Below are 23068 nucleotides of genomic sequence, written 5' to 3' on the forward strand. Positions count from 1 at the left end.
GTGAAGTTCGAGATCTACAAGGACAAGGCGGGCGAGTTCCGGTTCCGGATCGTCGCGACCAACGGCAACGTCCTCGCGTCCAGCGAGGGCTACTCGGCGAAGGCGTCGGCCCAGAACGCCATCGACCGCATCAAGTCCGACGCAGCGGGAGCGGACACCGTCGACAACAGCTGATCGATTGCCGCACGGGTCCGGCGCCGAAGCCGAGCCCGTGCGCCACGATGAGCCCATGAAGGTTGCCGCCCGCGCCCACGTCCCACCGTTCGCCGTGATGGAGATCCTGGCCGCCGCCAACGCGCGCAAGGCCGCGGGCGAGGATGTGCTGAACCTCTGCGCGGGCGAGCCGTCGACGGGGGCGTCGGAGGTCGTGCGGCAGCGCGCGATCGACCTGCTGACCTCGGGCGACCTCGGGTACACCGAGTCGCTGGGGTCTCCGGCACTGCGCGCGGCGATCGCGCAGCACTACCGCGACACCTACGACGTCGGCGTGGAGCCCGGCCGGGTCGCCGTCACCACCGGCTCGTCCGGCGGCTTCGTGCTCGCGTTCCTCGCGGCGTTCGACGTCGGCGACCGGGTGGCGCTCGCGGTCCCCGGCTACCCCGCGTACGCCAACATCCTCGCGGCCCTCGGGTGCGAGGTCGTGGTGGTCCCGTGCGGCCCGGAGACCCGGTACCAGCCGACCGTCGCGCAGCTCGAGGCCCTGGACCCACCGGTCGAGGGGCTCGTGATCGCCAGCCCGGCCAACCCGACCGGCACGATGATCGACCCGGACGAGCTCGCCGCGATCGCGGACTGGTGCGCGGGGAACGGCGTGCGGCTGATCAGCGACGAGATCTACCACGGGATCACCTACGGCTCCGAGGCGACGGCCACCGCCGCCCGGTACCTGGACCGCGGTGCCGTCGTCGTGAACTCGTTCTCCAAGTACTGGGCGATGACCGGCTGGCGGCTCGGCTGGCTGGTGCTCCCCGACGACCTGGTCACGACCGTCGACGCGCTCGCGGGCAACGTCGCCCTCTGCCCGCCGGCGCTGGCCCAGCACGCCGGGGTCGCCGCGTTCAGCCCGGCCGGGTACGCCGCCGCGCGGGAGAACGTCGAGCGCTACGCAGCGGCCCGCGCGCACCTGCTCGACCGGCTGCCGGAGCTCGGCTGGGCGCGCATCGCCCCGGCCGACGGCGCGTTCTACCTGTACGGCGACATCTCCGCGAGCGGCCTGGACTCGATCACCTGGTGCGCGCGGCTGCTGGACGAGGCCGGGGTCGCCCTCACGCCGGGCACCGACTTCGATCCGGTCGACGGGCACCACTGGGTGCGGCTCTCGTTCGCGTCGTCGGTGGACGTGGTGCGGCAGGCCGTGGACCGGATCGTCGCCTGGCAGCGTTCGCTGTAACACGAGCCCCCTACAGTCACGGCCATGGACGTGGCGGTGCTCGGCGCGACGGGCGATGTGGGACGGCAGATCTGTACGCAGCTGGTGGAGCGGCGGATCCTGCCGACGAGCTCGCGGCTGCAGCTGGTCGGTCGGCTCGACGGTGCCTCCGGCCGCGCGGTGCACGGGCTGCGCGCGGACCTCATCGACGCGTACGACGAGCACGCCCCGCTGCTCGACGTCGCCCTGGACCCGGCGGACGTGGTCGCGGACGTCGTGGTGGTCGCCGCGGGCGCGACCGCTCCGGCGTCGGCGGGTGCCCCGATGACCCGGGCGGAGCTCGCGGAGCAGAACCTGGCCGCGTTCACGGCCTACGCGGACGCGCTCGCCCGGTACGGCTCGGGGCAGGAGGTCGTGGTCGTGGTCTCCAACCCCGTCGAGCTCGGGGTCGCGGTCATGGCCTCCGCGCTGAAGCGGCACCGCGTGATCGGGATGGGCGCGTGGCTGGACACCCTGCGGTTCCGGCGGGAGATCGCGGTGTCGCTCGGGGTCCGACGCCACCGCGTGGCCGGGTTCGTGGCCGGGCAGCACGGGGACGACCTGGTGCCCCTCTGGTCGTCCGTGCGGATCAGCGGACTCGACGTGGACGAGCGGCGGCGGGCGGTGGCCACGTTGCGCGGCGGGCGCTCGCTCGACGGGTTCGGCGCGGAGATCGCGGACGCCAAGGCGCAGCTCGGGGCCATCCGGGACATCGGTGAGGCGTTCGCGCTCATCGACAGCTGGCCGCCGGACCTGCGGGTGGTCGCCCGCCCGTGGATGACGCACCAGAGCGGGGCCAAGACCGCTGCCGGCACCGCGAGCGCGACGATCGACCTGGTGGACACCATCCTCGACGGGCGGGACATCGTGGTCGCCGGGCAGGTGGCGCTTTCGGGTGAGGTGCTGGACCGCACCGGGGTGCTCGGCGTCCCCGTGGTGGTCGGGCAGGAGGGCTGGTCGCGGGTGCTGCTGGACGAGCCGGCGCCCGACGAGGTCCGCCGGCTGACGGCCGTGGCAGACCGGATCGACGCGGCGAACGCGCCGTGGCTGGGAGGCGGCGCATGATCTCCGACGACGACGACCGCTGGGTGGCGTTCGTCCGGGCGGACCACCGGACCGGCACCATCGCGGCGCTCGCCGGGGTGTTCGCCACGCGCGGCGTGAACTTCGAGTCGCTGGCCACCGGTGACGTCGCGGGCGACGACGGGCTGGTGGTCGTGACGTTCCGCACCAGTGAGCGCCGCCAGCGGGTGCTCGTCCGCAGCGTCGAGCGGCTGGACGCGGTTCGCAGCGTGCTGGTGCGCCGGGCCGAGGACCTGGGCGTCCGGGCCGCGGCCGTGGTGCACCTGCCCCGCACCGTCGACTTCCGGCCGCCGAAGCATGCGGCCGTGAGCTGGTCGGGCTCGTCGCTGCTGGGTCAGCCCGTGCTGGTCGAGGGGCCGCTGGTGGACGTCGAGGCGGTCGTGGCCGCGGCGCGTGCTGCGGGTGCCCTGTCCGAGGCGACGGTCATCCAGCCGCCCGCCGCGACGTAGGTTGGATCTCGTGCCTCTGTCCGCCCTGGTCCCCCCGGGTCCGCCCCTGACCCTTGCGCAGACCGAGCGCGGGTCCCGCCACCTCCTCCTCGCGGAGATCGGCGTCGACGGCCAGCGCCGGCTGCGCAACGCCCGGGTGCTCGTGGTCGGTGCGGGTGGCCTGGGTGCCCCGGTGCTCCAGTACCTCGCGGCGGCCGGTGTCGGGACGATCGGGATCGTCGACGACGACGTGGTCGACGTCAGCAACCTGCAGCGCCAGGTCATCCACGGGTCGGCCGACGTGGGCCGCCACAAGGTCGACAGCGCGCGCGACTCGGTCACCGCCCTCGACCCGGACATCCGCGTCGTGGCTCATCGCACGCGCCTGACCAGCGAGAACGTCGACGAGATCCTGCGCGGCTACGACGTCGTCGTCGACGGCACCGACAACTTCCCCACCCGCTACCTGGTCAACGACGCCTGCGTCCGGCTCGGCCTGCCCGAGGTGTGGGGGTCCGTGCTGCGGTTCGACGCCCAGACCACCGTGTTCTGGGGGCGGGCGGGCGTGGAGCTGCGCGACCTGTTCCCCTCGCCGCCCGCGCCCGACGAGGTCCCGTCCTGCGCCGAGGCAGGCGTGCTCGGCGCGCTCTGCGGGCAGGTCGGCTCCGTCATGGCCACCGAGGTGGTCAAGCTGATCACCGGCACCGGCGAGAGCCTGCTCGGCCGCGTGCTCGTCATCGACGCCCTGCGCGGCCGATGGACCGAGATCCCCCTCGTACCCCGCCGACCGGTACCCGCAACGACCCCGGAGGTCCCTCCCATGTCCGACGTCCCCGTCGTCACCGCCCCCGAGCTGGTCCGCCGACTGGCCGCCCGCGAGGCCGGCACCGACGACTTCCTGCTCATCGATGTCCGCGAGCCCGCCGAGCACGCCCAGGCGTCCATCCCGGGCGCGGTGCTCGTGCCGCTGGGCACCCTGTTCGACGGCTCCGCGCTGGCCGGCCTGCCGCACGACCGGGAGATCGTCGTGCACTGCCAGGTGGGCGCCCGCTCCCTGACCGCGGCGCAGATCCTGCGCGGCGCGGGGTTCGACGCCTCGAACGTCGACGGCGGGATCCTGGCCTGGATGGACGCCAGCTGACCGTGCGCTCCCTCACCGAGCACCGCGCGGCCGCCCTCGCGCTGGCCTCGCCCCTGCCCGCGGTCGAGGTGCTCCTCGACGACGCGGACGGCCTCGTGGTCGCCGACGACCTGCGCACCGACGAGCCGCTGCCCCGCTGGGACAACTCCGCGATGGACGGGTACGCCGTGCGCCACGAGGACGTGGTCGACCTGCCGGCGACCCTCCGGGTGGTGGCGGACCTGCCCGCGGGCACGGCCGACGAGCCCGTGGTCGGTCCGGGCACCGCGGCGCGGATCATGACGGGTGCGCCGGTCCCCGCAGGCGCGGACACGATCGTGCCGGTCGAGCTGACGGACGCCGGCACCGCGACCGTGCGGGTGCGCGAGGCGCCGGCGGCCGGGGTCCACCTCCGCCGGGCGGGCGAGGATGCCGTGCCCGGCGACGTCGTCGTGGCCGCCGGCACGCTGCTCGGACCCGCCGCGATCGCCGCCGTCGCCTCGCTGGGCCGGGCCACCGTCCGGGTGCACCGCCGGCCGCGCGTCGGGGTGGTCTCCACCGGCGACGAGCTCGTGGCACCGGGCACCCCGCTGCGCCGCGGCCAGCTCCCCGACTCGAACTCCTGGCTGCTCGCGTCGGCGGTCCGGGACGCCGGGGGTACGCCGGTGCGGATCGGCCCGGTGCCGGACGACGTCGACGCCCTGCGGTCGGTGCTCGCGGACCTCGACGGCTCGGTCGACGCGATCATCACGTCCGGCGGGGTGAGCGTCGGCGCGTACGACGTGGTCAAGGCCGCGCTGGCCGACGAGCCGGGCGTCGAGTTCCTCCCCGTCGCTGTGCAGCCCGGCAAGCCGCAGGGCCTGGGCCGGCTCCCCGGCGGTACCCCGATCTACACGCTGCCCGGCAACCCGGTGAGCTCGTTCGCGTCGTTCGAGATGTTCGTGCGCCCGGCCCTGCTGCGGATGCGCGGGCTGGCCGACGTCGAGCGCCCCACGGTCCAGGTGGTGGCCGACGAGGGGTGGACCACGCCCCCCGGCCGCGCCCAGCTCATGCCCGTGCGCTGGGTGGGCCCCGACCGCGTGGTCCGTGCGACCGCGCGCGGCTCCGGCTCGCACCTCGTCGCCCGTCTCGCCCTGGCCGAGGGTCTCGCCGTGATCCCCGCCGAGATCGACGAGGTCGTCGCCGGCGACCACGTCACCGTCCTGAGAGTGAGCCCATGACCGAGCAGTTCACGCACCTCGACGCCGCTGGGCACGCCCGGATGGTCGACGTGACCGCCAAGCAGCCGACCGTCCGTGCGGCCACCGCCAGCGGACGGGTGCAGTGCGGCCCTGACGTGGTGGCCGCGCTGCGGGACGGGGCTGTGCCGAAGGGCGACGTGCTCGCGGTCGCACGGATCGCCGGGATAGCCGCCGCCAAGCGCACCCCCGAGCTGCTCCCGCTCGCGCACGTCATCGGAGTGCACGGCGTGGTGGTCGACCTCGAGCTCACCGACGAGGGCGTGTCCATCACCGCCACCGTCCGCACGGCCGACCGCACGGGCGTCGAGATGGAGGCCCTCACCGCGGTGTCGGTGGCCGCGCTCGCGGTCGTCGACATGGTCAAGGGGCTCGACAAGTCCGTCCGCATCGTCGACGTGCAGCTGGAGGCGAAGTCGGGCGGCCGCTCGGGCGAGTGGCGGCGCGAGGCGTGACGGAGCTCGGACCGGACGCAGGGCCCGCGCGGCTGCTCGACGCGACGCCGGCGCCGGCGTTCGACGCGGTCGTGCTCGCGGGCGGCCGTGGCCGTCGGCTCGGGGGCGTCAGCAAGGCCGAGGTCGAGGTGGGCGGGACCGCGCTGCTCGACCATGCGCTCGCGGCCGTGGCGGGCGCGGCGCAGGTCGTCGTCGTCGGGCCGCCGGACCTCGCGCGGCCGGGGGTCGTGACCGTGCTGGAGGACCCGCCGGACGGCGGCCCGGTCGCGGGCCTGGCCGCCGGTCTCGACCAGCTGCCCGGCGACGGACCCGAGCTGGTGGTCGTCCTCGCGTGCGACGTGCCCTTCGCCGGACGCGCGCTGCCCGCGCTGCTGGCGGCCGTGCAGGACGCGGACGGCGCCCGGATGGTCGGTGCCGAGGGCCGACCGCAGCACCTGGTGGCCGTCTACCGGCGGGCCGCCCTGCGGTCCGCGCTCGACGCGCTCCCGGACGTGCGCGGCGCGGCGATGCACCGCCTGGTCGGTGGCCTGCGCCTGGTGGACGTCCCCGACGAGCACGACGCGACGGCGGACGCCGACACCTGGGCCGACGTCGAACGCCTCGACGCAGCGCTCAGTGACAGGATCGAGCCATGACCGACGACCCCCGCCGCGCACCCGGCGCCGACCTGCCCGCCTGGATCGAGAGCCTGACGGCCGCGCTGGGCGTCGACCCGGCTCTCGTGGACACCGACCGGCTCCTCGGCGTCGCCGCCGACGTCGCCCACCAGGTGGCCCGCCCCGCGGTGCCGATCACCATGTTCATCGCGGGGCTCGCGGCCGCAGGGGTGGACCCGGCGCCGATCCTGGCGCGGATCGAGGCCGAGGCCGGAGCCTGGACCGTCGAGCAGTGATCACGGTCCGCTACTTCGCCGCCGCCGCCGAGGCCGCCGGCGTCGACACCGAGGAGCTGCCCGCGGGGTCTGCCGCGCAGGTCAGGGCCGCGATGGTCGCCTCGCACGGTCCCGGGTTGGACCGGGTGCTGGGCCGGTGCGCGCTGCTCGCGGACGGCACGCGGGTGGAGGGCGATGATCCGGTCCTCGCCGGGGTCACCCTGGACGTGCTGCCCCCGTTCGCGGGCGGCTGATGGCCGCGACGCGTGCGCCCGTAGCGGGTGCGAGGACCAGAGCATGTCGATGCCCGCGACCACATGACCCCGCAACATGCCGCCCGCGAGCTGCGGGGAGTCCTCGCGTGAAGAGTTCGTTGCGGTAGGCGGAACGAAGTCCTCACACGAGCGCGATGAGCGAGCGTGACGACGCGGACGTCGACGCGACGCCGGCGACGTGCGGGGCCGTCAGCCGCCGATCGCGCTCATCGGGCGGTCCGGCTGCAGGAACGACGGGTCGTCGATGTCGTGCCCGGCCTTCTTGCCTGCCAGGCACCGGCGGTACGCGTCGGCCAGGGCGGTGTCGACGTCGGCCGCCACGGGTGCCGGCCGAGCGGGGGCCGACGTGCCGATGCGGACCGCCTGACCGGGACCGACGCCGATCTGGGCCGGGGGTTCCTCGGCGCCTCGCAGCAGGTCCCGCACGTTCGTCTCCGTCTGCGAGAACAGGCACGCCCGCAGCTGCCCGTCGGCCGTGAGCCGCAGCCGGTCGCAGGCGCCGCAGAAGGGCGCGGTGACCGACGCGATGACCCCGACGGTGGCCGGTCCGCCGTCGACCGTCCACAGTTCCGCAGGAGCGGCGCCGCGGCCGGGCACCTCCTTGAGCGTGAACTCCGCGCGCAGCCGCGCCAGGATCTCCGCCTGCGTCACCATCTCCGCGCGGTCCCACGTGTGCCCCGCGTCGAGAGGCATCTGCTCGATGAACCGCATCTGGTAGCCGCGCTCCACGGCGAACCGCGTCAGGGCGACCACCTCGTCGTCGTTCACCCCGCGCATGGCCACGGCGTTGATCTTCACGGGGTGCAGCCCGGCGGCGTCGGCGGCGGCGATCCCGGCGAGCGTCTCCACGAGCTTGTCGCGGCGCGTCAACGACAGGAACTTGGCGCGATCGAGCGTGTCGAGACTGATGTTCACGCGGGACAGGCCGGCGTCCTTGAGGTCGGAGGCCAGACCGGGCAGGCGCAGCGCGTTCGTCGTCAGCGACACCTCGGGGCTGCCGGCGGGGCCGGTCAGGGCGGTGAGCCGGCGGACGACGTCCACGATGTCCACGCGGAGCAGCGGCTCGCCGCCGGTGAGCCGGATCTCCGTGATGCCCAGGGAGACCCCGACGCGCGCGACGTGCACGATCTCCTCGGTGCTCAGCATGGTCGAGCGCGCGAGCCACGGGACGCCCTCGGCGGGCATGCAGTAGGTGCAGCGCAGCGAGCAGCGGTCGGTCAGCGAGATCCGCAGGTCGCGGTGCACGCGCCCGAACCGGTCGATCAGCTGGTCGTTCATGTCATCCCCACCCACACGTGCGAGCCGTCCTCGAGGACCTCACGCTTCCACACCGGCAGCTCGGCCTTGACGGTCTCCACGAGCGCGCGGCACACGTCGAACGCCTCGGCCCGGTGCGCGGTGGCGACGGCGGCCACGATCGCGGCCTCCCCGACCGCCAGGTGCCCGACGCGGTGGCTGACGGCGATGCCCAGGACCCCGTCCGTCAGCGCCCGCTCCACGATCCCGTGCAGCACCGCCTCCGCGCTCGGGTGCGCGGAGTAGTCCAGACCGACCACGCACCCCTCGACCGACGGGTCGTGGTCGCGCACCAGCCCGACGAAGGTCGCGACCGCTCCGGCCCGCGGGTCGCTCACATGTTCCACGTGGAACTGCAGGTCGAGAGGCTCGTCGACGACGCGCGCGATCACGAGTGGTCGCCTCCCGACAGCTGGTCGAGCAGGTGGTCCACGAGCGGCAGCAGGACGTCCAGACCCTCGGCCACGCCGGACGGCGACCCCGGCAGGTTGACCACGAGCGCGCCCTCCTCGGTCACGCCCGCCAGGCCGCGGGAGAGGACCGCCGTCGGGACGGTCTTCGCGCCCTCGCGCCGCAGCAGCTCCGCGACCCCCGGCAGCTCGCGGGCGAGCACCGGTCGGGTCCCCTCGGGGGTCTGGTCGCGTGGGCTGACGCCCGTGCCGCCGGACGTCACGACGAACCGCGCTCCGGCACGGAGCACCTCGCGAATCGCCCGCTCCACGGACTCGGCCCCGTCGGGCACGACCGCCACGGCGTCCACCGCGAAGCCGGCGGTGAACAGGCGGTCGACTGCCACCGGACCGGAACGGTCCTCGCGCTCGCCGGAGGCGGACCGGTCGGACACGACGATCACCGCGGCGAGGGGTGACGTGGGCGTCTGCACCGGGCCAATCTACGCACGCGACCCCACCGGTGGACGGTCGGGCTGTCCCCTGGACATCGCCCGGTACGCTGGCCCCACAACTTCACACGCTGCTCGAACCGCGGCGGGAGAGCTCCCGCAGATCGAACGCGCATCGTGCGGGGCGCCGAAGGAGCAACCCTCCCCGGGAATCTCTCAGGCCCCTGTACCGCCACGGCGAGGCAACTCTGGAAAGCGGACCCGCGAGGGCCCCACCGACGGTGCAAGCCGGCGCGCCCCGACAGGCGGACCGGCAAAACTCTCAGGTTTGCGCGAGTCTGCGCGGATGACAGAGCGGGGAGCCCACCCACCGTCCCGGCACGTCCGGACGACCCTGCGGAGCAGCCCGTGACCGATCTGAGCCAGTTGCACGACGCCGTCCTCAACGGTGTCCCCGCCGTCCACCTGGACACCAGCTCCGACGCCGTCCCGTTCACCAGCGTGGAGCACACCCCCGCGGCCGAGGTGTTCGCCGACCGCCACATCGGCCCGCGCGGCGGCGAGACGGCGCACATGCTGTCGGTCGTCGGCTACCACTCGCTCGACGACCTGGTCGACGCCGCGGTCCCCGCGAGCATCCGCACGGACCGCCCGCTGGACCTGCCGGCCGCGCGGTCCGAGGAGGACGTGCTCGCCGCGCTGCGCACGATCGCCGGCCTCAACCGCGTGATGACGCAGATGATCGGCCAGGGCTACTCCGACACCATCACGCCCGCGGTCATCCGCCGGAACGTGCTCGAGTCGCCGGCCTGGTACACCGCCTACACGCCCTACCAGCCGGAGATCTCGCAGGGCCGGCTCGAGGCGCTCCTGAACTTCCAGACGATGGTCACCGACCTCACCGGCCTGGACCTGGCCAACGCGTCGCTCCTCGACGAGGCCACCGCGGTCGCCGAGGCCGTCGCGCTCATGTGGCGCGCAGCTCGCGGCAAGGCCGGCACGGTCGTGCTCGACGCCGACCTGTTCGGCCAGTCGCTCGCCGTCACGCTCGGCCGCGCGGAGGCCATCGGCCTCCCGGTCGTCGTCGCGGACCTCTCCGACGGGCTGCCCGAGATCGAGGGCGACCTCATCGGCGTCGTCGTCCAGCAGGTCGGTGCGTCGGGGCGTGTCCGCGACCTCCGGCCTGTCATCGAGGACACGAAGGCGCGCGGGGGTCTGGTGACGGTCGCCGCGGACCTGCTCGCGCTCACCCTGCTCACCTCCCCCGGCGAGCTCGGCGCCGACGTGTCCGTCGGCTCGGCGCAGCGCTTCGGCGTACCTCTGTTCGGCGGCGGCCCGCACGCCGCGTTCATGGCGGTGCGCAACGGTCTGGAGCGGATGCTGCCGGGCCGGCTCGTGGGCGTCTCGATCGACGCCGACGGAGCCCGCGCCTACCGACTCGCCCTCCAGACGCGTGAGCAGCACATCCGCCGCGAGAAGGCGACGAGCAACATCTGCACCGCGCAGGCCCTGCTGGCGATCGTGGCGTCGATGTACGCGGTCTACCACGGTCCGGACGGCCTCCGGGCGATCGGCGAGCGCGTGCACGCGCGCGCAGCCGGCCTGGCCGAGCTCCTCGACGGCGTCGGGGTGACGGTCGAGCACGACACGTTCTTCGACACCGTCCGCACGGTCGTCCCGGGCAAGGCGCGCGAGGTCGTCACGCAGGCCGCCGAGGCCGGCGTGAACCTGTGGGCGCCCGACGACGACCACGTGCAGATCGCGTGCGACGAGCGCACCACCGACGACCACCTGCTGCGCATCGTGCTCGCCTTCGCGGCCGCCGGGGTGACCACCCTGGAGGCGGAGGAGGGCACGTACGCGTTCGGCTTCCTCGGCACAGACGGTTCCGACGCGCTCCCCGCGCAGCTGCGCCGGACCACCGCCTACCTGCAGCACCCCGTCTTCCACCTGCACCGCTCCGAGACCGCGATGCTGCGCTACCTGCGCCGCCTCTCGGACAAGGACCTGGCGCTGGACCGCACGATGATCCCGCTGGGCTCGTGCACCATGAAGCTCAACGCCACGGCGGAGATGGAGCCCATCTCCTGGCCGGAGTTCGCCACCATCCACCCCTACGCCCCCACCGACCAGACCGAGGGCTACGCGGAGCTGGTCACCGAGCTGCAGGACTGGCTGGCCGAGATCACCGGCTACGCGGCCGTCTCCGTGCAGCCGAACGCGGGAAGCCAGGGCGAGCTGGCCGGGCTGTTGGCCATCCACGGCTACCACGCATCCCGCGGCGACCAGCGCGACGTGTGCCTGATCCCGGCGTCCGCGCACGGCACCAACGCGGCGTCGGCGGCGCTCGCGGGCATGCGCGTGGTGGTCGTCGCGACGGCCGACGACGGCTCGATCGACCTGGACGACCTGCGCGCCAAGCTGGAGCAGCACGGCCCGAAGGTCGCGGCGATCATGATCACGTACCCCTCGACGCACGGCGTCTACGAGGAGGGTGTCCGCACGGTCTGCGACCTCGTGCACGAGGCCGGCGGTCAGGTCTACATCGACGGCGCCAACCTCAACGCGCTCGTCGGCCTGGCCCGTCCCGGTGAGCTGGGCGGCGACGTCAGCCACCTCAACCTCCACAAGACCTTCTGCATCCCCCACGGAGGCGGCGGACCCGGCGTCGGACCGGTCGCGGTCGCCGCCCACCTGGCCCCGTTCCTGCCCGGCGATCCGACGCCATCGGCAACGAAGGCGAACACCGTCGCTCCGGTCAGCGCCGCCCCCTGGGGCTCGGCCGGCATCCTCCCGATCTCCTGGGCCTACGTCGCGCTGATGGGTCCCGACGGCCTCAAGACGGCCACCGAGACCGCGGTCCTGGCGGCGAACTACCTGGCCACACGCCTCTCAGGGCACTTCCCCGTGCTCTACACCGGCCCCAACGGGCTCGTCGCGCACGAGTGCATCCTCGACCTGCGGGACATCACCAAGGAGACGGGGGTGACCGCCGAGGACGTGGCCAAGCGCCTGATGGACTACGGCTTCCACGCCCCGACCCTGTCCTTCCCGGTGGCCGGCACGCTCATGGTGGAGCCGACCGAGAGCGAGGACCTGGCAGAGCTGGACCGGTTCGTCGACGCCCTGGTCTCCATCCGCGGCGAGATCGACGCCATCGAGGCGGGCCGCTGGCCGCTCGCCGACTCCCCCCTGCGGAACGCGCCGCACACCGCCGCGGCCCTGTCCGCCGACGTCTGGGACCACGCCTACCCCCGTGAGCTCGCCGCGTTCCCCGTGGCCGCGCTGCGCGAGGGCAAGTACTGGCCGCCCGTGCGCCGGATCGACGGCGCGCACGGCGACCGGAACCTGGTCTGCTCCTGCCCGCCTATCGAGTCGTACGCCGAGTAGAGGACGCAGACATGACGGATCGCGAATCCCCCTTGCACGCGGAGCACGTCGCCCTCGGCGCCGCCCTCACGTCGTTCGCCGGCTGGCAGATGCCCCTGCGCTACACCAGCGACATCGCCGAGCACACGGCGGTCCGCACGGCCGCCGGGCTGTTCGACCTGTCGCACATGGGTGAGATTGGGGTGACCGGTCCGGACGCCGGCCGGTTCCTCGACTTCGCCCTCGTCGGCAACCTCTCCACACTGAGGATCCTGGGTGCGCGCTACACCATGATCTGCGCGGAGGACGGGGGCGTCGTCGACGACCTCATCGTCTACCGGGACACCGAGGACACGTTCCTGGTGGTCGCCAACGCGTCCAACCACGACACCGTGCTGGCCGCGTTCGCCGAGCGCGCTGCGGGCTTCGACGTGACCGTCGAGGACAGCTCCCCGCAGACCGCCCTCATCGCCGTGCAGGGCCCCCGCGCCCTGGAGATCCTGCGGGCGACCGACGGGCTCGCCGAGGCCGGCCACGACGCCGAGACGCTGAAGTACTACGCGGCCATGCCGATGACGTTCCAGGGCGAGCCGGTCCTGGTCGCGCGCACCGGCTACACCGGCGAGGACGGCTTCGAGTTCTTCCTCGACGCGCCCCTGGCACCTGCCCTGTGGCAGGCGTTCCTCGCGGCCGGCGAGCCGTTCGGGCTGGTCCCCGCCGGCCTGTCCGCGCGCGACAGCCTCCGCCTCGAGGCCGGCATGCCGCTGTACGGCAACGAGCTCGACCGCACGACCACCCCCCACGACTCCGGCCTCGGCCGAGTGGTGAAGCTGGACAAGGTCGACGCCGACGGCAACCCGCTCCCGTTCGTCGGCCGCGCCGCGCTCGAGGCCCGCGGGCAGTCGGAGCCGGCCCGCGTGCTGGTGGGGCTCGAGGGCCTCGGCCGCCGGGCCGCCCGACACGGGTACCCGGTGAAGCACTCCACCGCTGCGGACGCCCCGACGGTCGGTACCGTCACGTCCGGAGCGCCCTCGCCGACCCTCGGACACCCGGTGGCGATGGCCTACGTCAGCCCCGAGGTGAGCGCCGAGGGCACGCAGCTGGCGGTTGACGTGCGTGGACGCTTCGAACCCGTCCGCGTCGTGGCTCTTCCCTTCTACCGCCGACCCCGGTAGACCAAGCCCTAGAGAAGTCGACAGGAGCCAGACACATGACAGCGGAGCTGCCCACCCACCTGCACTACACGGTCGAGCACGAATGGCTGGATGACGGCGCCCCGGCGACCGTCGGCATCACCGGGATCGCGGCGGACGCGCTCGGCGACATCGTCTACCTCGAGCTTCCCGCCGTGGGTGAGGAGATCACCGCCGGCGCGGTCGTCGGCGAGATCGAGTCCACCAAGTCGGTCTCGGAGCTCTACTCGCCGGTGTCCGGCACGGTCGTCGAGGTCAACCAGGCGGCCGTCGACGACCCGTCGGTGGTCAACTCGGATCCCTACGGACAGGGCTGGCTGCTCAAGGTCGAGGTCACCTCGGCCGGGCCGCTGCTCACGGCCGAGGAGTACACGGCTCAGAACGCGGGCTGAACCCAGCGGGCAGCTGCCCCGTTGCACCAGTGTCACGTGCGTTCGCGCGCGTCAGCCTTACGGGTGAACCCCGCAGATGCTCACGCGTTCGGCGTATCTGATTCGGCAGTGGACGTTCATTGTGGGTGGCACGCGCGATCGGGCGCTTGGCGGGGGGGAACCCGCGCATGAGGAGATTGCTGGAAGTGGCGTCATGGCTCACCACCAGCCCTCTCTCATCCGGTACGCAGCCCAGAGCGTGACCCGGATCACCCGGGTCACGCAGCACACCGGAGGACACCATGAGCATGTTGGAGACGAGCAGGACTGTCGGCGTCGCGAACGAAGCACTCACGCGTCGTGAGCGCGTCGTGCTGGCGGAGCTCGCCGAGGACGTCACCCTGGAGGAGATCGCGACGCGCCTCTTCGTGACGAGGAACACCGTGAAGTCGCAGGTCCGCAGTGTGTACCGCAAGATCGGTGCCTCGACGCGCGCGGAAGCCGTCGCCTGGGCCGTCGCGCACGGCATCCGCTGACCATGCTCCGACGGCTCAAGACACCGGGCCGTCCCGCTGCCGCCGGACCCGCGTTGCGCGGGCCTGGCAGACTCACCGCATGACCTCACCCGTGCTCGTCGTGGCCGCCGCGATCGTCGACGACCTGGACGACCCTCGTGAGCTGTTGGCCGCGCGCCGGGCTGTGCCGGCGCGGCTGGCGGGCCGCTGGGAGTTCCCCGGCGGCAAGGTGGACGGGAACGAGTCGCCCGAGGACGCGCTGCACCGCGAGATCCGCGAGGAGCTCGGCGTGCGGATCGGCCTGGGCGACGAGCTCGTCGGTCCCGACGACGGCCTCTGGCGCCTGTCGGACGAGTACGTGATGCGCATCTGGCTGGCCGAGGTGGTCGAGGGCACGGCGGAGCCGCTCGTCGAGCACGACGAGCTGCGGTGGCTCCCGCTGCACCAGTGGCACGACGTGCCGTGGCTCGACGCGGACGTGCGCATCGTGGACAGGCTGGCGAGCCTGACCGTCCGCCTCGGCTGAGTCCTGTGGTGCCTGCCCCCCTCTGGTGGCGGGTGCGCTGGTCAGCTCACCAGCGGTGGTTGGCGTTCTTCATGCACGTCTGGCCGGTGCCACGGCAGTAGCTGCACTCCCCGGACCAGCGCTTGCGACCGGCGCCATCACACCGCTCGCACACCTGCACGGCGGAGCTGCACTCGTCGCACTTCACCATGTCGATCTCCCATTACGTCGTTGTACGGCCCTGCTGTGGGAGAGATCGGCACGTGCCCGGGGTGGACATGAGCCCGCGTGGTCCACGGTTGGTCACGAATCGGTCTCAGTTCGCCAGGGCAAGAGCCATTCGGCTGACCGCCTCGGCGAGGGTCGCCGTCGAGGCGGCGAGGTTCAACCGGACGAACCCCGCGCCCTCGACGCCGAACGTCGGCCCCTGGTTCAGCGCCACCCGACCTCGGTCGAGGGCCAGCCGTGCGGGGTCCGCACCCGCACGCACAGCCGGCACCGCGCGCAGGTCCAGCCACGCGAAGTAGGTGGCGTCAGGAACCGCCCAGGCGGCCTCGGGGAGCGCGTCGGCGAGCAGACCGGAGAGCAGCCGCTGGTTCTCCCCGAGCCCGCGCAACACCTCGTCCAGCCACGGGCCGCAGTCGCGCAGCGCCGCGATCTGCGCGACGGCGCCCAGGTGCATCACGCCGTGGCCGACCAGCTCCGGAAGGCGGGCCAGGTCCTCGGTCGCAGCGGGACCCGGCACCGCGAGGGCGGCCCGCAGGCCAGCCAGGTTGAACGCCTTCGATGCGGAGTGCAAGGCGATCGCGTCGGGGATCTGCGTCGTCATCGGCACGAAGTGCGGGGCCGAGCCGTCCGCCGTCGTGGGGATCAGCGGCGCGTGGATCTCGTCGGCGACGACCCGCACACCGTGCTGCGCCGCGAGCTCGCCGACCGCCCGGAGCTCGGCCGCCGTGTGCAGGGTGCCCGTCGGGTTGTGCGGGTGGCACAGCAGGTACGCCGCGGGCCGCCCGGTCGCACGTGCGTGTGCGAACGCCTCCCCCAGCGCGGTCAGGTCCAGCCGCCCGTCAGGGCCGAGCGGAGCCGTGACCACCAAGCGGCCGGCGTGCTCGACGAAGCCCCGGAACGGTGGGTACACCGGTGGGTTGATGACGACGGCGTCGCCGGGCCCGGTGAGCAGCCCGAGGACCTCGACGATCCCGAGCATGACGTCGGGCACGGTCCGGGTGGCCGGCACGTCCACGTCCCAGCCGTACCGCTCGGCGGCGAACGCGGCGAAGGCCTCGGCGTAGGAGGTGCCCTCGGCGTACCCGGTGTCCCCGCCGCGCAGCGCGTCGGAGACCGCCCGGATCACCGGCTCCGGCTGCGGGACGTCCATCTCGGCGACGAACAGCGGAAGGACGTCCGGCGGGTAGTGCCGCCACTTCACGCTCGTCCGGCGACGCAGCTGGTCGAGCGGGACGGTGTCGAAGATCGTCACGCGACCGACCCTAGGCGCAGGTGGGCGGCCAGCTGCCTGACGGTGTCGGCGAGCTCGGCCGGCTCGATGACGGCCACCGGGGCGGTGAGCGCGATGCGGGCGACGGTCAGGGCGAGCCAGTCGAGATCCTCGCTACGGATCTGCACGACGCAGGAGTCCGCTCTCGTCTCGATCGGTGTGTGGTCCACCCACCGGAGCTCGAGCTCGGCGAACGGGGCGTCGACCGCGATCGTCGCGTGATGCTGACTGAACATCGAGCCGAGCGAGGTTGCGACGAAGGTCGCCGCATCGCCGCCGGGGATCTGGCGGGGTGTGAAACGACCGCCCGTCAGCCGGGGCTCCCGGAGCCGGTCCAGCCGGAACGTGCGCCAGTCGTCGCGGCGCTGGTCCCATGCCACGAGATACCAGCGACGGCCGGCGGTGACGAGCTGGTGCGGCTGGACGAGCCGTCCGCTGTCCGTGCCGTCATGTCGTCGGTAGTCGAAGCGCACGTCCTCGCGGTCCCGGCACGCTGCGGCGAGCACGCTGAGTGCGTCGGGGTCGACGACGTCGTCGTCGCCCGGCCACCGCATCGAGCTGACGCTCGAGTGCAGCGCCGACACCCGGCGGCGCAGCCGATGGGGCAGCAGCTGTTCGATCGTCGTCAGGGCGCGAAGCGACGTCTCCTCCATGCCGCCGATCGCGGCCTCCGCGGCGTAGCGCAGCCCGACGGCTACCGCGACGGCCTCGTCGTCGTCGAGGACCAGGGGTGGCAGGTGCGCCCCCGTCGCGAGCCGGTAGCCCCCGTCCTTTCCTGACGTGGCGTCGACCGGATAGCCGAGCTCGCGCAGCCGGTCCACGTCGCGGCGCACCGTTCGCTCCGTGATCTCGAGGCGATCGGCGAGCTCGGCACCACCCCACCATCGATGGGTCTGCAGGAGCGAGAGCAGCTGCAACGCTCGACCGGTGGGGTCCTTTCGCATGCTCCGAGTCTGCCACCTCTTGCGGACCGATCCTGTCCGCAATGCTCCCTACGGTGGCGGCAACCGATCAGGCCGCACGCGGCCGATCACCCAGAGCTACGGAGGACCTGCCGTGTTCGATCCGACCGACTTTCCCGAGCCCGCCCTCATCTCCGTCAACGGCGTGACGCTCGAAGTCTTCGAAGCGGGCCAGGAGAATGCCGGCAATCCTGTCGTGCTCTGTCACGGCTGGCCCGAGCATGCCTACTCCTGGCGCTATCAGGTGCCTGCCCTCGTCGCAGCCGGCTACCACGTCATCGTCCCGAACCAGCGGGGTTACGGGAACTCGTCCCGTCCGACCGAGGTGACGGACTACGACATCGGGCACCTGTCGGGTGACCTCGTCGCACTTCTCGACCACTACGGGTACGAGGACGCCCTCTTCATCGGTCACGACTGGGGCGCGAACGTCGTCTGGGGACTGACGTTGTTGCATCCCCACCGCGTCTCCAAGGTGATAAACCTGAGCCTGCCGTACATCGAGCGCGGGGAGATCCCCCCGATCGAGCTCATGGAACAGGTTCTCGGCGGCGACTTCTACTTCGTCCACTTCAATCGACAGCCGGGCGTCGCCGACGCCGTGCTCGACGACAACACGTTCCAGTTCCTTCGCAACCTGTACCGGAAGAACGAGCCGCCCACCGAGCCTCAGCCCGGTATGGCGTGGATCAACCTCGCCAGAGCGGCGACACCACGCGGTGAGCCCGTCATGAGCGACAGCGAGCTGGCCGTCTTCGTCTCCGCCTTCGACGCATCGGGGTTCACGGGCAGCATCAACTGGTACAGGAACCTCGACCGCAACTGGCACCTGCTGGCGGACGTGGACCCCGTCATCCAGCAGCCCGCCCTCATGATCTACGGCGACCGCGATCCGGTCGTGAGGTCGGAGAACCTGTCGACGTTCGTGCCTCACGTGGACGTGGTCAGCCTGGACTCCGGTCACTGGATCCAGCAGGAGAAGCCCGACGAGACGAACCACGCGATCCTGACGTGGCTGGGCACGCAGGGTGCCCCCTAGGACGCAGACGGCCCCGGACACCTGTGCAGGTGTCCGGGGCCGTGAGCATGCGTCAGAGCGTGGCGCGGACCGCCCGCGTGGCCGCGAGGATGTGCTCCAGCGACGGGGCGACCTCCTCGTAGCGGCGGGTCTTCAGGCCGCAGTCCGGGTTGACCCAGAGCTGGTCGACCGCGATGGCCTTGACGGCCTCCGTGAGCAGCTCCTCGACCTCCGCCTCGCTGGGGACGCGCGGCGAGTGGATGTCGTAGACGCCCGGGCCGATCCCCCGCGGGTAGCCGGCCGCCGAGATGTCGCCGAGGATCTCCATCTTCGAGCGGGCCGCCTCGATGGAGGTCACGTCCGCGTCGAGCCCGTCGATCGCGCCGATGATCTCGCCGAACTCCGAGTAGCACAGGTGCGTGTGGATCTGCGTGTCGGGGCGGACCCCGGCCGTGGCGAGGCGGAACGAGCGCACCGACCAGTCGAGGTACGCGGCGTGGTCCTCGACCCGCAGCGGCAGCAGCTCGCGCAGCGCGGGCTCGTCCACCTGGATGACGGCGATGCCGGCGGCCTCGAGGTCGGCGATCTCGTCGCGCAGGGCAAGGCCCACCTGGTTGGCGGTGTCGCCGAGGGGCTGGTCGTCGCGGACGAACGACCAGGCCAGGATGGTCACCGGGCCGGTGAGCATGCCCTTGACCGGCTTCTCCGTGAGCGACTGCGTGTACGACGACCACTCGACCGTGATCGGCTTCGGCCGCGAGACGTCGCCCCACAGGATCGACGGACGCGTGCAGCGCGAGCCGTAGGACTGGACCCAGCCGTTCTGCGTCACGGCGAACCCGTCGAGGTTCTCCGCGAAGTACTGGACCATGTCGTTGCGCTCGGGCTCGCCGTGCACCAGCACGTCGAAGCCGATCTTCTCCTGCAGCTCGACGACCCGGCGGATCTCCGCCTTCATCTCCTCGTCGTACTGCGCCTCCGTCAGCTCGCCCTTGCCGAACGCAGCGCGCGCGGTGCGGATCTCGGTGGTCTGCGGGAAGGAGCCGATGGACGTCGTCGGCAGCGGGGGCAGGTTGAGCCGGGCGGCCTGCGCGACCTTGCGCTCGTCGAACGAGCCGCGGCTGAACGCATTCTCGCCGAGGGCGGCCACGCGGTCGCGGACCTCCGGGTTGACGACGCCGGGTGCGGTCCGGCGGGAGTTCACCGCGTCCGTGGCGGTGAGCAGCTGCTCGTGGATGGCCTCGCGGCCCTCGGTCAGACCCTCGGCCAGGGTGACGACCTCGACGACCTTCTCGTCGGCGAACGCGAGCCAGGTCTTCAGGGTCTCGTCGAGGTTCGGCTCGTCCGTGAGCGTGTGCGGCACGTGGAACAGGGACGTCGAGGTGCCGACGGTGACCGCGGCCGCGCCGAGGCCCTCGAGCTGCTCGAGGACGGCCAGCTTGGCGTCCAGGTCCGCGCGCCAGATGTTGTGGCCGTCGATCACGCCGGCGACCAGCGTCTTGGTCTCCAGGCCCGGGACCGACTCGGCAGGCGCGTGACCGCGGATCAGGTCGATGCCGATGGCCTCGACGTCCGTCGCGGCGAGCACCGGGAACGCCGCGGCGAGGTCGCCGTAGGGGGCCGCGACCAGGATGGCCGGGCGCTCCGGGGGGGTCAGCTCGGTGGCCAGCGCGCGGTACGCCTCGATCACGGACGCGAGCAGCTGCTCGGCCGGGACGGCGACGGAGTCGGAGACCAGGGCGGGCTCCTCCAGCTGCACCCAGGTGGCACCCGCGGCGGCGAGGTCCTTGAGCAGCTCGGCGTAGACCGGCAGCAGGTCCGCCAGGCGGTCGATCGGGGCGAAGCCCTCGGGGGCGTCCTCCGTGGCCTTGGCCAGCGCCAGGTACGTGACGGGGCCGACGATGACCGGACGCGTGAGGACGCCGTCCGCGAGGGCCTCGGTGAACTCGCGCACCGGGCGGGTGCTCGCGTAGCGGAAGGTCGTCTCCGGGCCGATCTCCGGGACCAGGTAGTGGTAGTTGGTGTCGAACCACTTGGTCATCTCGAGCGGCAGGTCGTCGCCGCGGCCGCGGGCCACGGTCGAGTACCCGGCCAGGTCGAGCGACCCGTCGGCGCCCACGACGTCCGCGAAGCGGGCCGGGACAGCGCCGATCACGGCGGTGGCGTCGAGCACCTGGTCGTAGAACGAGAACGCGCTCGGGATCGCCGGCACGTCGGTGGCCAGGCCGAGCTCGGCCAGCCGCGTGCGGGTGCGGCGACGCAGGTCGGCGGCGGTGGCCTCGACCTCGTCGGCCGACGTGCGACCTGCCCAGAACGCTTCGAGGGCCTTCTTCAGCTCGCGGCGCGGGCCGATGCGGGGGTAGCCGAGCACGGAGCTGGCGGGGAAGATCGGGCGGTTCTCGGTCATGTGGTTCAGTCCCTCGGGGGTCGGGCGGGTGCCGTGTCCTGCGGCCAGCTGGCCAGGTCGGGAGCTGTCCGAGCTCCGCCGTCGAGGTGTGCACCCTCGAGCAGGTCAAGTGCGGCGTGGTGCTGGTTGAACGTGTAGAGGTGGACGCCGGGTGCGCCGCCGTCCAGGACGCCGTTGACCAGGTCGACGCTGGCCCGGATGCCCCGGCGATGACGGTCGAGCTCGTCGTCGGCGGATCCGAGCAGGTCGATCAGGTCCTTCGGCACCGGGACGCCGGTCAGCTCCTGCACGCGCAGCAGCCGGGCCGGGTCCGTGGTCGGGATGATGCCCGGGATGATCGGGATGGTCACGCCGGCCTCACGGGCCTCCGCGACGATACCGAGATAGTCGTCCGCGTCGAAGAACACCTGCGTGATCGCGAAGTCGGCGCCGGCCTCCTGCTTGGCCAGCAGCGAGGCGACGTCCTGCGCGCGGGTGCCGCCCGTGGCGTGGTTGCCGCGCGGGAACGCCGCGACCGCGACGGACAGGGGTCGCACCCGAGCCCGCACCGCCTGCGACGGGCTGTCCAGGCACCGCTGCGCCTCGATCTCGCGCAGGAGCTCGACCAGCTCGCCCGCGGTCTGCAGGCCGTCCGGGTGGGCCTGCCAGTCGCTCTGGTCCGTGGGCGGGTCGCCCCGCAGGGCGAGGAACGACCGCAGGCCCTCGTCGAGGAACTCCCCGACGATCGTCGTGATCTCCTCGCGCGAGGTCCCGACGCAGGTCAGGTGGGCGATCGGGTTGAGCGACGTCTCCTGCAGCAGCCGGCGGACCAGCGCGCGCGTGGTGAGTCGCGTCTTGCCCGAGGCGCCGTAGGTGACCGAGACGAAGTCGGGGTGCACCGACTCGAGCTCGCGGATGGTGGCCCACAGGCGGGGAGCCGCGTCGGGGTTCCGGGGCGGGAAGAGCTCGAACGAGATCGTCGGGCGGTCGTTCGCGTTCTGCGCCCGGCGGGCGGGCGCGGTGTGCAGCCCGGGGGTGCGGGGCTCAGCCACGGCTGCGCTCACGGCGCGGCCGGCGGGGTCGTCGGCACCGGGGTGGTGCGGGGACAGGTGTCCTGTGGGGGCATGACTCACTCCATCGCCCCTGGCGGAAGCACCCACACCCTCGCGAGGAGGGGGGTTGCTGCGGCGTCGTCGAGCCAGGTCTCTCGGCCGCTCTGGATGGTAGCCGCGATGGTAGTCCGCAGATCACATGCTGGGCAACAGTGATCGACCCGTGAGACGGCGCCGTCCGCGGAGCATGTCTGCTTCGGCGCCCGTCTAGTGCGGGCGGCGCGGGGCCAGGTTCGAGGAGCGCATGCGGCTGCGCTGCGACGGGACGTCGAACCACGAGTTCGGCGAGCCGGCCGGGACGGACAGCAGCCCGACCTGGACGGCCTCGAGGATCTCTGCATCGGGGACGACGTTGTCCGTGAGCGCCTCGGCCGCCTCGCGCGCGGCATCACGCCGAACGTCAGGGTCGGGCATCTCCGTCATGGCTGGCACTGTAGTCCGCAGGGTGCGTGGTGCCGAGAGGGCAGCCGCACGATCACCCGCCAGAAGCAAATCTCACCCGGCAAGCTCTCCGGTGCCGGCAGAGCCCCACGCCGCCGGGCACGTGGCCAGGTGGTCGTCGACGACACCGCACGCCTGCATCGCCGCGTAGGCGGTGACCGGGCCGACGAACCGGAACCCGAGCGACTTCAGCTCCTTGGCCAGCGCGCGGCTCTCCGGCGTCTGCGCGGGCACGCCCGCCCAGCCCGAGGGGCGCTGGTAACCCGTCCGGTCGGGGGCGTGCGACCACAGGACCTGGTCGAGAGTGCGACCCGCCGCGTGCAGCTCGCGCAGGGCACGGCCGTTGGCGATCGTCGCCTCGATCTTGGCGCGGTTGCGCACGATGCCGGCGTCGGCCATCAGGCGGGCCACGTCGTCGTCACCGAACTCCGCGACCACCTCCGGGTCGAAGTCCGCGAACGCCGTGCGGAACGCGGGCCTCTTGCGCAGGATCGTGATCCAGGCGAGGCCCGACTGGAAGCCTTCCAGGGCGAGCCGCTCGTAGAGGGCGTGCTCGTCGTGGACGGGCTTGCCCCACTCCTCGTCGTGGTACTGCTCGTACAGGGGGGTGCCGTCGCCGAAGCAGCGGCCGGTGCGCGGGGCGTCGGGCGAGGTCATGCGTCGAGTCTGCCCGGCCGCGCCGA

The 23068-nt window shown here is 72.8% G+C and carries 25 protein-coding genes and 2 riboswitches; of the genes, 16 read left to right on the top strand and 9 right to left on the bottom strand.

What is annotated here, in order from left to right; translation table 11 throughout:
* From AC1DXT_RS01635 to AC1DXT_RS01680, 10 genes are read left to right on the top strand one after another with little or no spacing between them, the layout of a single operon-like run.
* Entirely contained in the window at window positions 1–174 is a 174-nt protein-coding gene (locus tag AC1DXT_RS01635) for a YegP family protein (protein WP_082610719.1), read from the top strand.
* Between the two features lie 55 nt (window positions 175–229).
* Window positions 230–1390 (top strand): pyridoxal phosphate-dependent aminotransferase, encoded by a 1161-nt coding sequence (locus AC1DXT_RS01640; RefSeq protein WP_477059635.1) that lies wholly within the window; start codon window positions 230–232, stop codon window positions 1388–1390.
* Window positions 1391–1414: 24 nt separating this feature from the next.
* Entirely contained in the window at window positions 1415–2473 is a 1059-nt protein-coding gene (locus AC1DXT_RS01645) for a lactate/malate family dehydrogenase (RefSeq protein WP_477059636.1), read from the top strand.
* Entirely contained in the window at window positions 2470–2940 is a 471-nt protein-coding gene (locus AC1DXT_RS01650) for an ACT domain-containing protein (RefSeq protein ID WP_477059637.1), read from the top strand. Before AC1DXT_RS01645 ends, AC1DXT_RS01650 begins: the two co-directional genes overlap by 4 nt.
* Before the next feature lie 10 nt (window positions 2941–2950).
* Window positions 2951–4060, top strand: a complete 1110-nt coding sequence (locus tag AC1DXT_RS01655) for a ThiF family adenylyltransferase (RefSeq protein ID WP_477059638.1) — start codon at window positions 2951–2953, stop codon at window positions 4058–4060.
* 2 nt (window positions 4061–4062) lie between these two features.
* Window positions 4063–5259, top strand: a complete 1197-nt coding sequence (locus AC1DXT_RS01660) for a molybdopterin molybdotransferase MoeA (RefSeq protein ID WP_477059639.1) — start codon at window positions 4063–4065, stop codon at window positions 5257–5259.
* Entirely contained in the window at window positions 5256–5732 is a 477-nt protein-coding gene (moaC, locus tag AC1DXT_RS01665) for a cyclic pyranopterin monophosphate synthase MoaC (protein WP_477059640.1), read from the top strand. Before AC1DXT_RS01660 ends, moaC begins: the two co-directional genes overlap by 4 nt.
* Window positions 5729–6367: a molybdenum cofactor guanylyltransferase gene (gene mobA, locus AC1DXT_RS01670; protein ID WP_477059641.1), complete on the top strand. Its 639-nt coding sequence runs from the start codon at window positions 5729–5731 to the stop codon at window positions 6365–6367. Before moaC ends, mobA begins: the two co-directional genes overlap by 4 nt.
* Window positions 6364–6624, top strand: a complete 261-nt coding sequence (locus AC1DXT_RS01675) for a DUF6457 domain-containing protein (RefSeq protein ID WP_477059642.1) — start codon at window positions 6364–6366, stop codon at window positions 6622–6624. The genes mobA and AC1DXT_RS01675 overlap by 4 nt, the downstream gene beginning before the upstream one ends.
* Complete coding sequence (locus tag AC1DXT_RS01680; RefSeq protein WP_477059643.1) at window positions 6621–6857, top strand: MoaD/ThiS family protein; 237 nt, start codon at window positions 6621–6623, stop codon at window positions 6855–6857. The genes AC1DXT_RS01675 and AC1DXT_RS01680 overlap by 4 nt, the downstream gene beginning before the upstream one ends.
* A gap of 210 nt (window positions 6858–7067) precedes the next feature.
* Here the strand turns inward: AC1DXT_RS01680 and moaA are convergent, their stop codons facing one another.
* The 3 genes from moaA to AC1DXT_RS01695 are packed head-to-tail and all read right to left on the bottom strand — an operon-like array spanning window position 7068 to window position 9057.
* The gene (gene moaA, locus AC1DXT_RS01685; protein WP_477059644.1) at window positions 7068–8156 is read right to left on the bottom strand and encodes a GTP 3',8-cyclase MoaA; all 1089 of its coding nucleotides are present in this window, start codon (window positions 8154–8156) and stop codon (window positions 7068–7070) included.
* Window positions 8153–8566 carry a molybdenum cofactor biosynthesis protein MoaE gene (locus AC1DXT_RS01690; protein ID WP_477059645.1) on the bottom strand — a complete coding sequence of 138 codons (414 nt, stop codon included), beginning with the start codon at window positions 8564–8566 and terminating at the stop codon, window positions 8153–8155. Before AC1DXT_RS01690 ends, moaA begins: the two co-directional genes overlap by 4 nt.
* Window positions 8563–9057, bottom strand: a complete 495-nt coding sequence (locus AC1DXT_RS01695; protein ID WP_477059646.1) for a MogA/MoaB family molybdenum cofactor biosynthesis protein — start codon at window positions 9055–9057, stop codon at window positions 8563–8565. Before AC1DXT_RS01695 ends, AC1DXT_RS01690 begins: the two co-directional genes overlap by 4 nt.
* A 94-nt stretch (window positions 9058–9151) precedes the next feature.
* Window positions 9152–9257, top strand: a riboswitch (glycine riboswitch).
* Between the two features lie 259 nt (window positions 9258–9516).
* Here AC1DXT_RS01695 and gcvP point away from each other — a divergent pair.
* The 5 genes from gcvP (at window position 9517) to AC1DXT_RS01720 (ending at window position 14989) form a co-directional block, all read left to right on the top strand.
* Window positions 9517–12405 (top strand): aminomethyl-transferring glycine dehydrogenase, encoded by a 2889-nt coding sequence (gcvP, locus tag AC1DXT_RS01700; protein WP_477060793.1) that lies wholly within the window; start codon window positions 9517–9519, stop codon window positions 12403–12405.
* Between the two features lie 11 nt (window positions 12406–12416).
* The gene (gene gcvT, locus AC1DXT_RS01705) at window positions 12417–13559 is read left to right on the top strand and encodes a glycine cleavage system aminomethyltransferase GcvT (protein ID WP_477059647.1); all 1143 of its coding nucleotides are present in this window, start codon (window positions 12417–12419) and stop codon (window positions 13557–13559) included.
* 35 nt (window positions 13560–13594) lie between these two features.
* The gene (gene gcvH / locus AC1DXT_RS01710; RefSeq protein WP_477059648.1) at window positions 13595–13969 is read left to right on the top strand and encodes a glycine cleavage system protein GcvH; all 375 of its coding nucleotides are present in this window, start codon (window positions 13595–13597) and stop codon (window positions 13967–13969) included.
* Between the two features lie 281 nt (window positions 13970–14250).
* Window positions 14251–14484 (top strand): LuxR C-terminal-related transcriptional regulator, encoded by a 234-nt coding sequence (locus AC1DXT_RS01715; RefSeq protein WP_477059649.1) that lies wholly within the window; start codon window positions 14251–14253, stop codon window positions 14482–14484.
* A 79-nt stretch (window positions 14485–14563) separates the two neighbouring features.
* On the top strand, window positions 14564–14989 hold the full coding sequence (locus tag AC1DXT_RS01720; RefSeq protein ID WP_477059650.1) for a (deoxy)nucleoside triphosphate pyrophosphohydrolase: 426 nt from the start codon (window positions 14564–14566) through the stop codon (window positions 14987–14989).
* A 295-nt stretch (window positions 14990–15284) separates the two neighbouring features.
* Here AC1DXT_RS01720 and AC1DXT_RS01725 read toward each other — a convergent pair whose 3' ends face one another.
* Complete coding sequence (locus tag AC1DXT_RS01725) at window positions 15285–16448, bottom strand: MalY/PatB family protein (RefSeq protein ID WP_477059651.1); 1164 nt, start codon at window positions 16446–16448, stop codon at window positions 15285–15287.
* Window positions 16445–17410, bottom strand: a complete 966-nt coding sequence (locus AC1DXT_RS01730) for a helix-turn-helix transcriptional regulator (protein ID WP_477059652.1) — start codon at window positions 17408–17410, stop codon at window positions 16445–16447. Before AC1DXT_RS01730 ends, AC1DXT_RS01725 begins: the two co-directional genes overlap by 4 nt.
* 112 nt (window positions 17411–17522) lie before the next feature.
* Between AC1DXT_RS01730 and AC1DXT_RS01735 the strand changes: the two genes are divergently transcribed.
* A complete protein-coding gene (locus AC1DXT_RS01735; RefSeq protein ID WP_477059653.1) occupies window positions 17523–18467 on the top strand; it encodes an alpha/beta fold hydrolase in 945 nt (314 codons plus the stop codon).
* A 52-nt stretch (window positions 18468–18519) separates the two neighbouring features.
* On the opposite strand, the gene metE is transcribed toward AC1DXT_RS01735, so the two are convergent.
* From metE to AC1DXT_RS01755, 4 genes are all read right to left on the bottom strand, one after another.
* Window positions 18520–20853: a 5-methyltetrahydropteroyltriglutamate--homocysteine S-methyltransferase gene (gene metE / locus AC1DXT_RS01740; protein ID WP_477059654.1), complete on the bottom strand. Its 2334-nt coding sequence runs from the start codon at window positions 20851–20853 to the stop codon at window positions 18520–18522.
* Window positions 20854–20858: 5 nt separating this feature from the next.
* On the bottom strand, window positions 20859–21884 hold the full coding sequence (locus AC1DXT_RS01745; RefSeq protein WP_477059655.1) for a methylenetetrahydrofolate reductase: 1026 nt from the start codon (window positions 21882–21884) through the stop codon (window positions 20859–20861).
* 79 nt (window positions 21885–21963) lie between these two features.
* Window positions 21964–22059, bottom strand: a riboswitch (SAM riboswitch).
* Between the two features lie 92 nt (window positions 22060–22151).
* Complete coding sequence (locus AC1DXT_RS01750; RefSeq protein ID WP_477059656.1) at window positions 22152–22367, bottom strand: hypothetical protein; 216 nt, start codon at window positions 22365–22367, stop codon at window positions 22152–22154.
* A gap of 72 nt (window positions 22368–22439) precedes the next feature.
* Window positions 22440–23042, bottom strand: coding sequence for a DNA-3-methyladenine glycosylase I (locus AC1DXT_RS01755; protein WP_477059657.1), 603 nt, complete (start codon window positions 23040–23042; stop codon window positions 22440–22442).
* Window positions 23043–23068 lie beyond the last annotated feature (26 nt).

Source organism: Cellulomonas sp. P1_G12_2 (assembly GCF_056405535.1).

Bases quoted from the DNA above. Each gene is read 5' to 3' on its own strand.
- moaC (WP_477059640.1), top strand. From the start codon at position 5,256: ATGACCGAGCAGTTCACGCACCTCGACGCCGCTGGGCACGCCCGGATG.
- AC1DXT_RS01755 (WP_477059657.1), bottom strand. From the start codon at position 23,042: ATGACCTCGCCCGACGCCCCGCGCACCGGCCGCTGCTTCGGCGACGGC.
- moaA (WP_477059644.1), bottom strand. From the start codon at position 8,156: ATGAACGACCAGCTGATCGACCGGTTCGGGCGCGTGCACCGCGACCTG.
- AC1DXT_RS01715 (WP_477059649.1), top strand. From the start codon at position 14,251: ATGAGCATGTTGGAGACGAGCAGGACTGTCGGCGTCGCGAACGAAGCA.
- AC1DXT_RS01640 (WP_477059635.1), top strand. From the start codon at position 230: ATGAAGGTTGCCGCCCGCGCCCACGTCCCACCGTTCGCCGTGATGGAG.
- AC1DXT_RS01650 (WP_477059637.1), top strand. From the start codon at position 2,470: ATGATCTCCGACGACGACGACCGCTGGGTGGCGTTCGTCCGGGCGGAC.
- gcvT (WP_477059647.1), top strand. From the start codon at position 12,417: ATGACGGATCGCGAATCCCCCTTGCACGCGGAGCACGTCGCCCTCGGC.
- AC1DXT_RS01750 (WP_477059656.1), bottom strand. From the start codon at position 22,367: ATGACGGAGATGCCCGACCCTGACGTTCGGCGTGATGCCGCGCGCGAG.
- metE (WP_477059654.1), bottom strand. From the start codon at position 20,853: ATGACCGAGAACCGCCCGATCTTCCCCGCCAGCTCCGTGCTCGGCTAC.
- AC1DXT_RS01675 (WP_477059642.1), top strand. From the start codon at position 6,364: ATGACCGACGACCCCCGCCGCGCACCCGGCGCCGACCTGCCCGCCTGG.
- gcvH (WP_477059648.1), top strand. From the start codon at position 13,595: ATGACAGCGGAGCTGCCCACCCACCTGCACTACACGGTCGAGCACGAA.
- AC1DXT_RS01645 (WP_477059636.1), top strand. From the start codon at position 1,415: ATGGACGTGGCGGTGCTCGGCGCGACGGGCGATGTGGGACGGCAGATC.
- AC1DXT_RS01730 (WP_477059652.1), bottom strand. From the start codon at position 17,410: ATGCGAAAGGACCCCACCGGTCGAGCGTTGCAGCTGCTCTCGCTCCTG.
- AC1DXT_RS01720 (WP_477059650.1), top strand. From the start codon at position 14,564: ATGACCTCACCCGTGCTCGTCGTGGCCGCCGCGATCGTCGACGACCTG.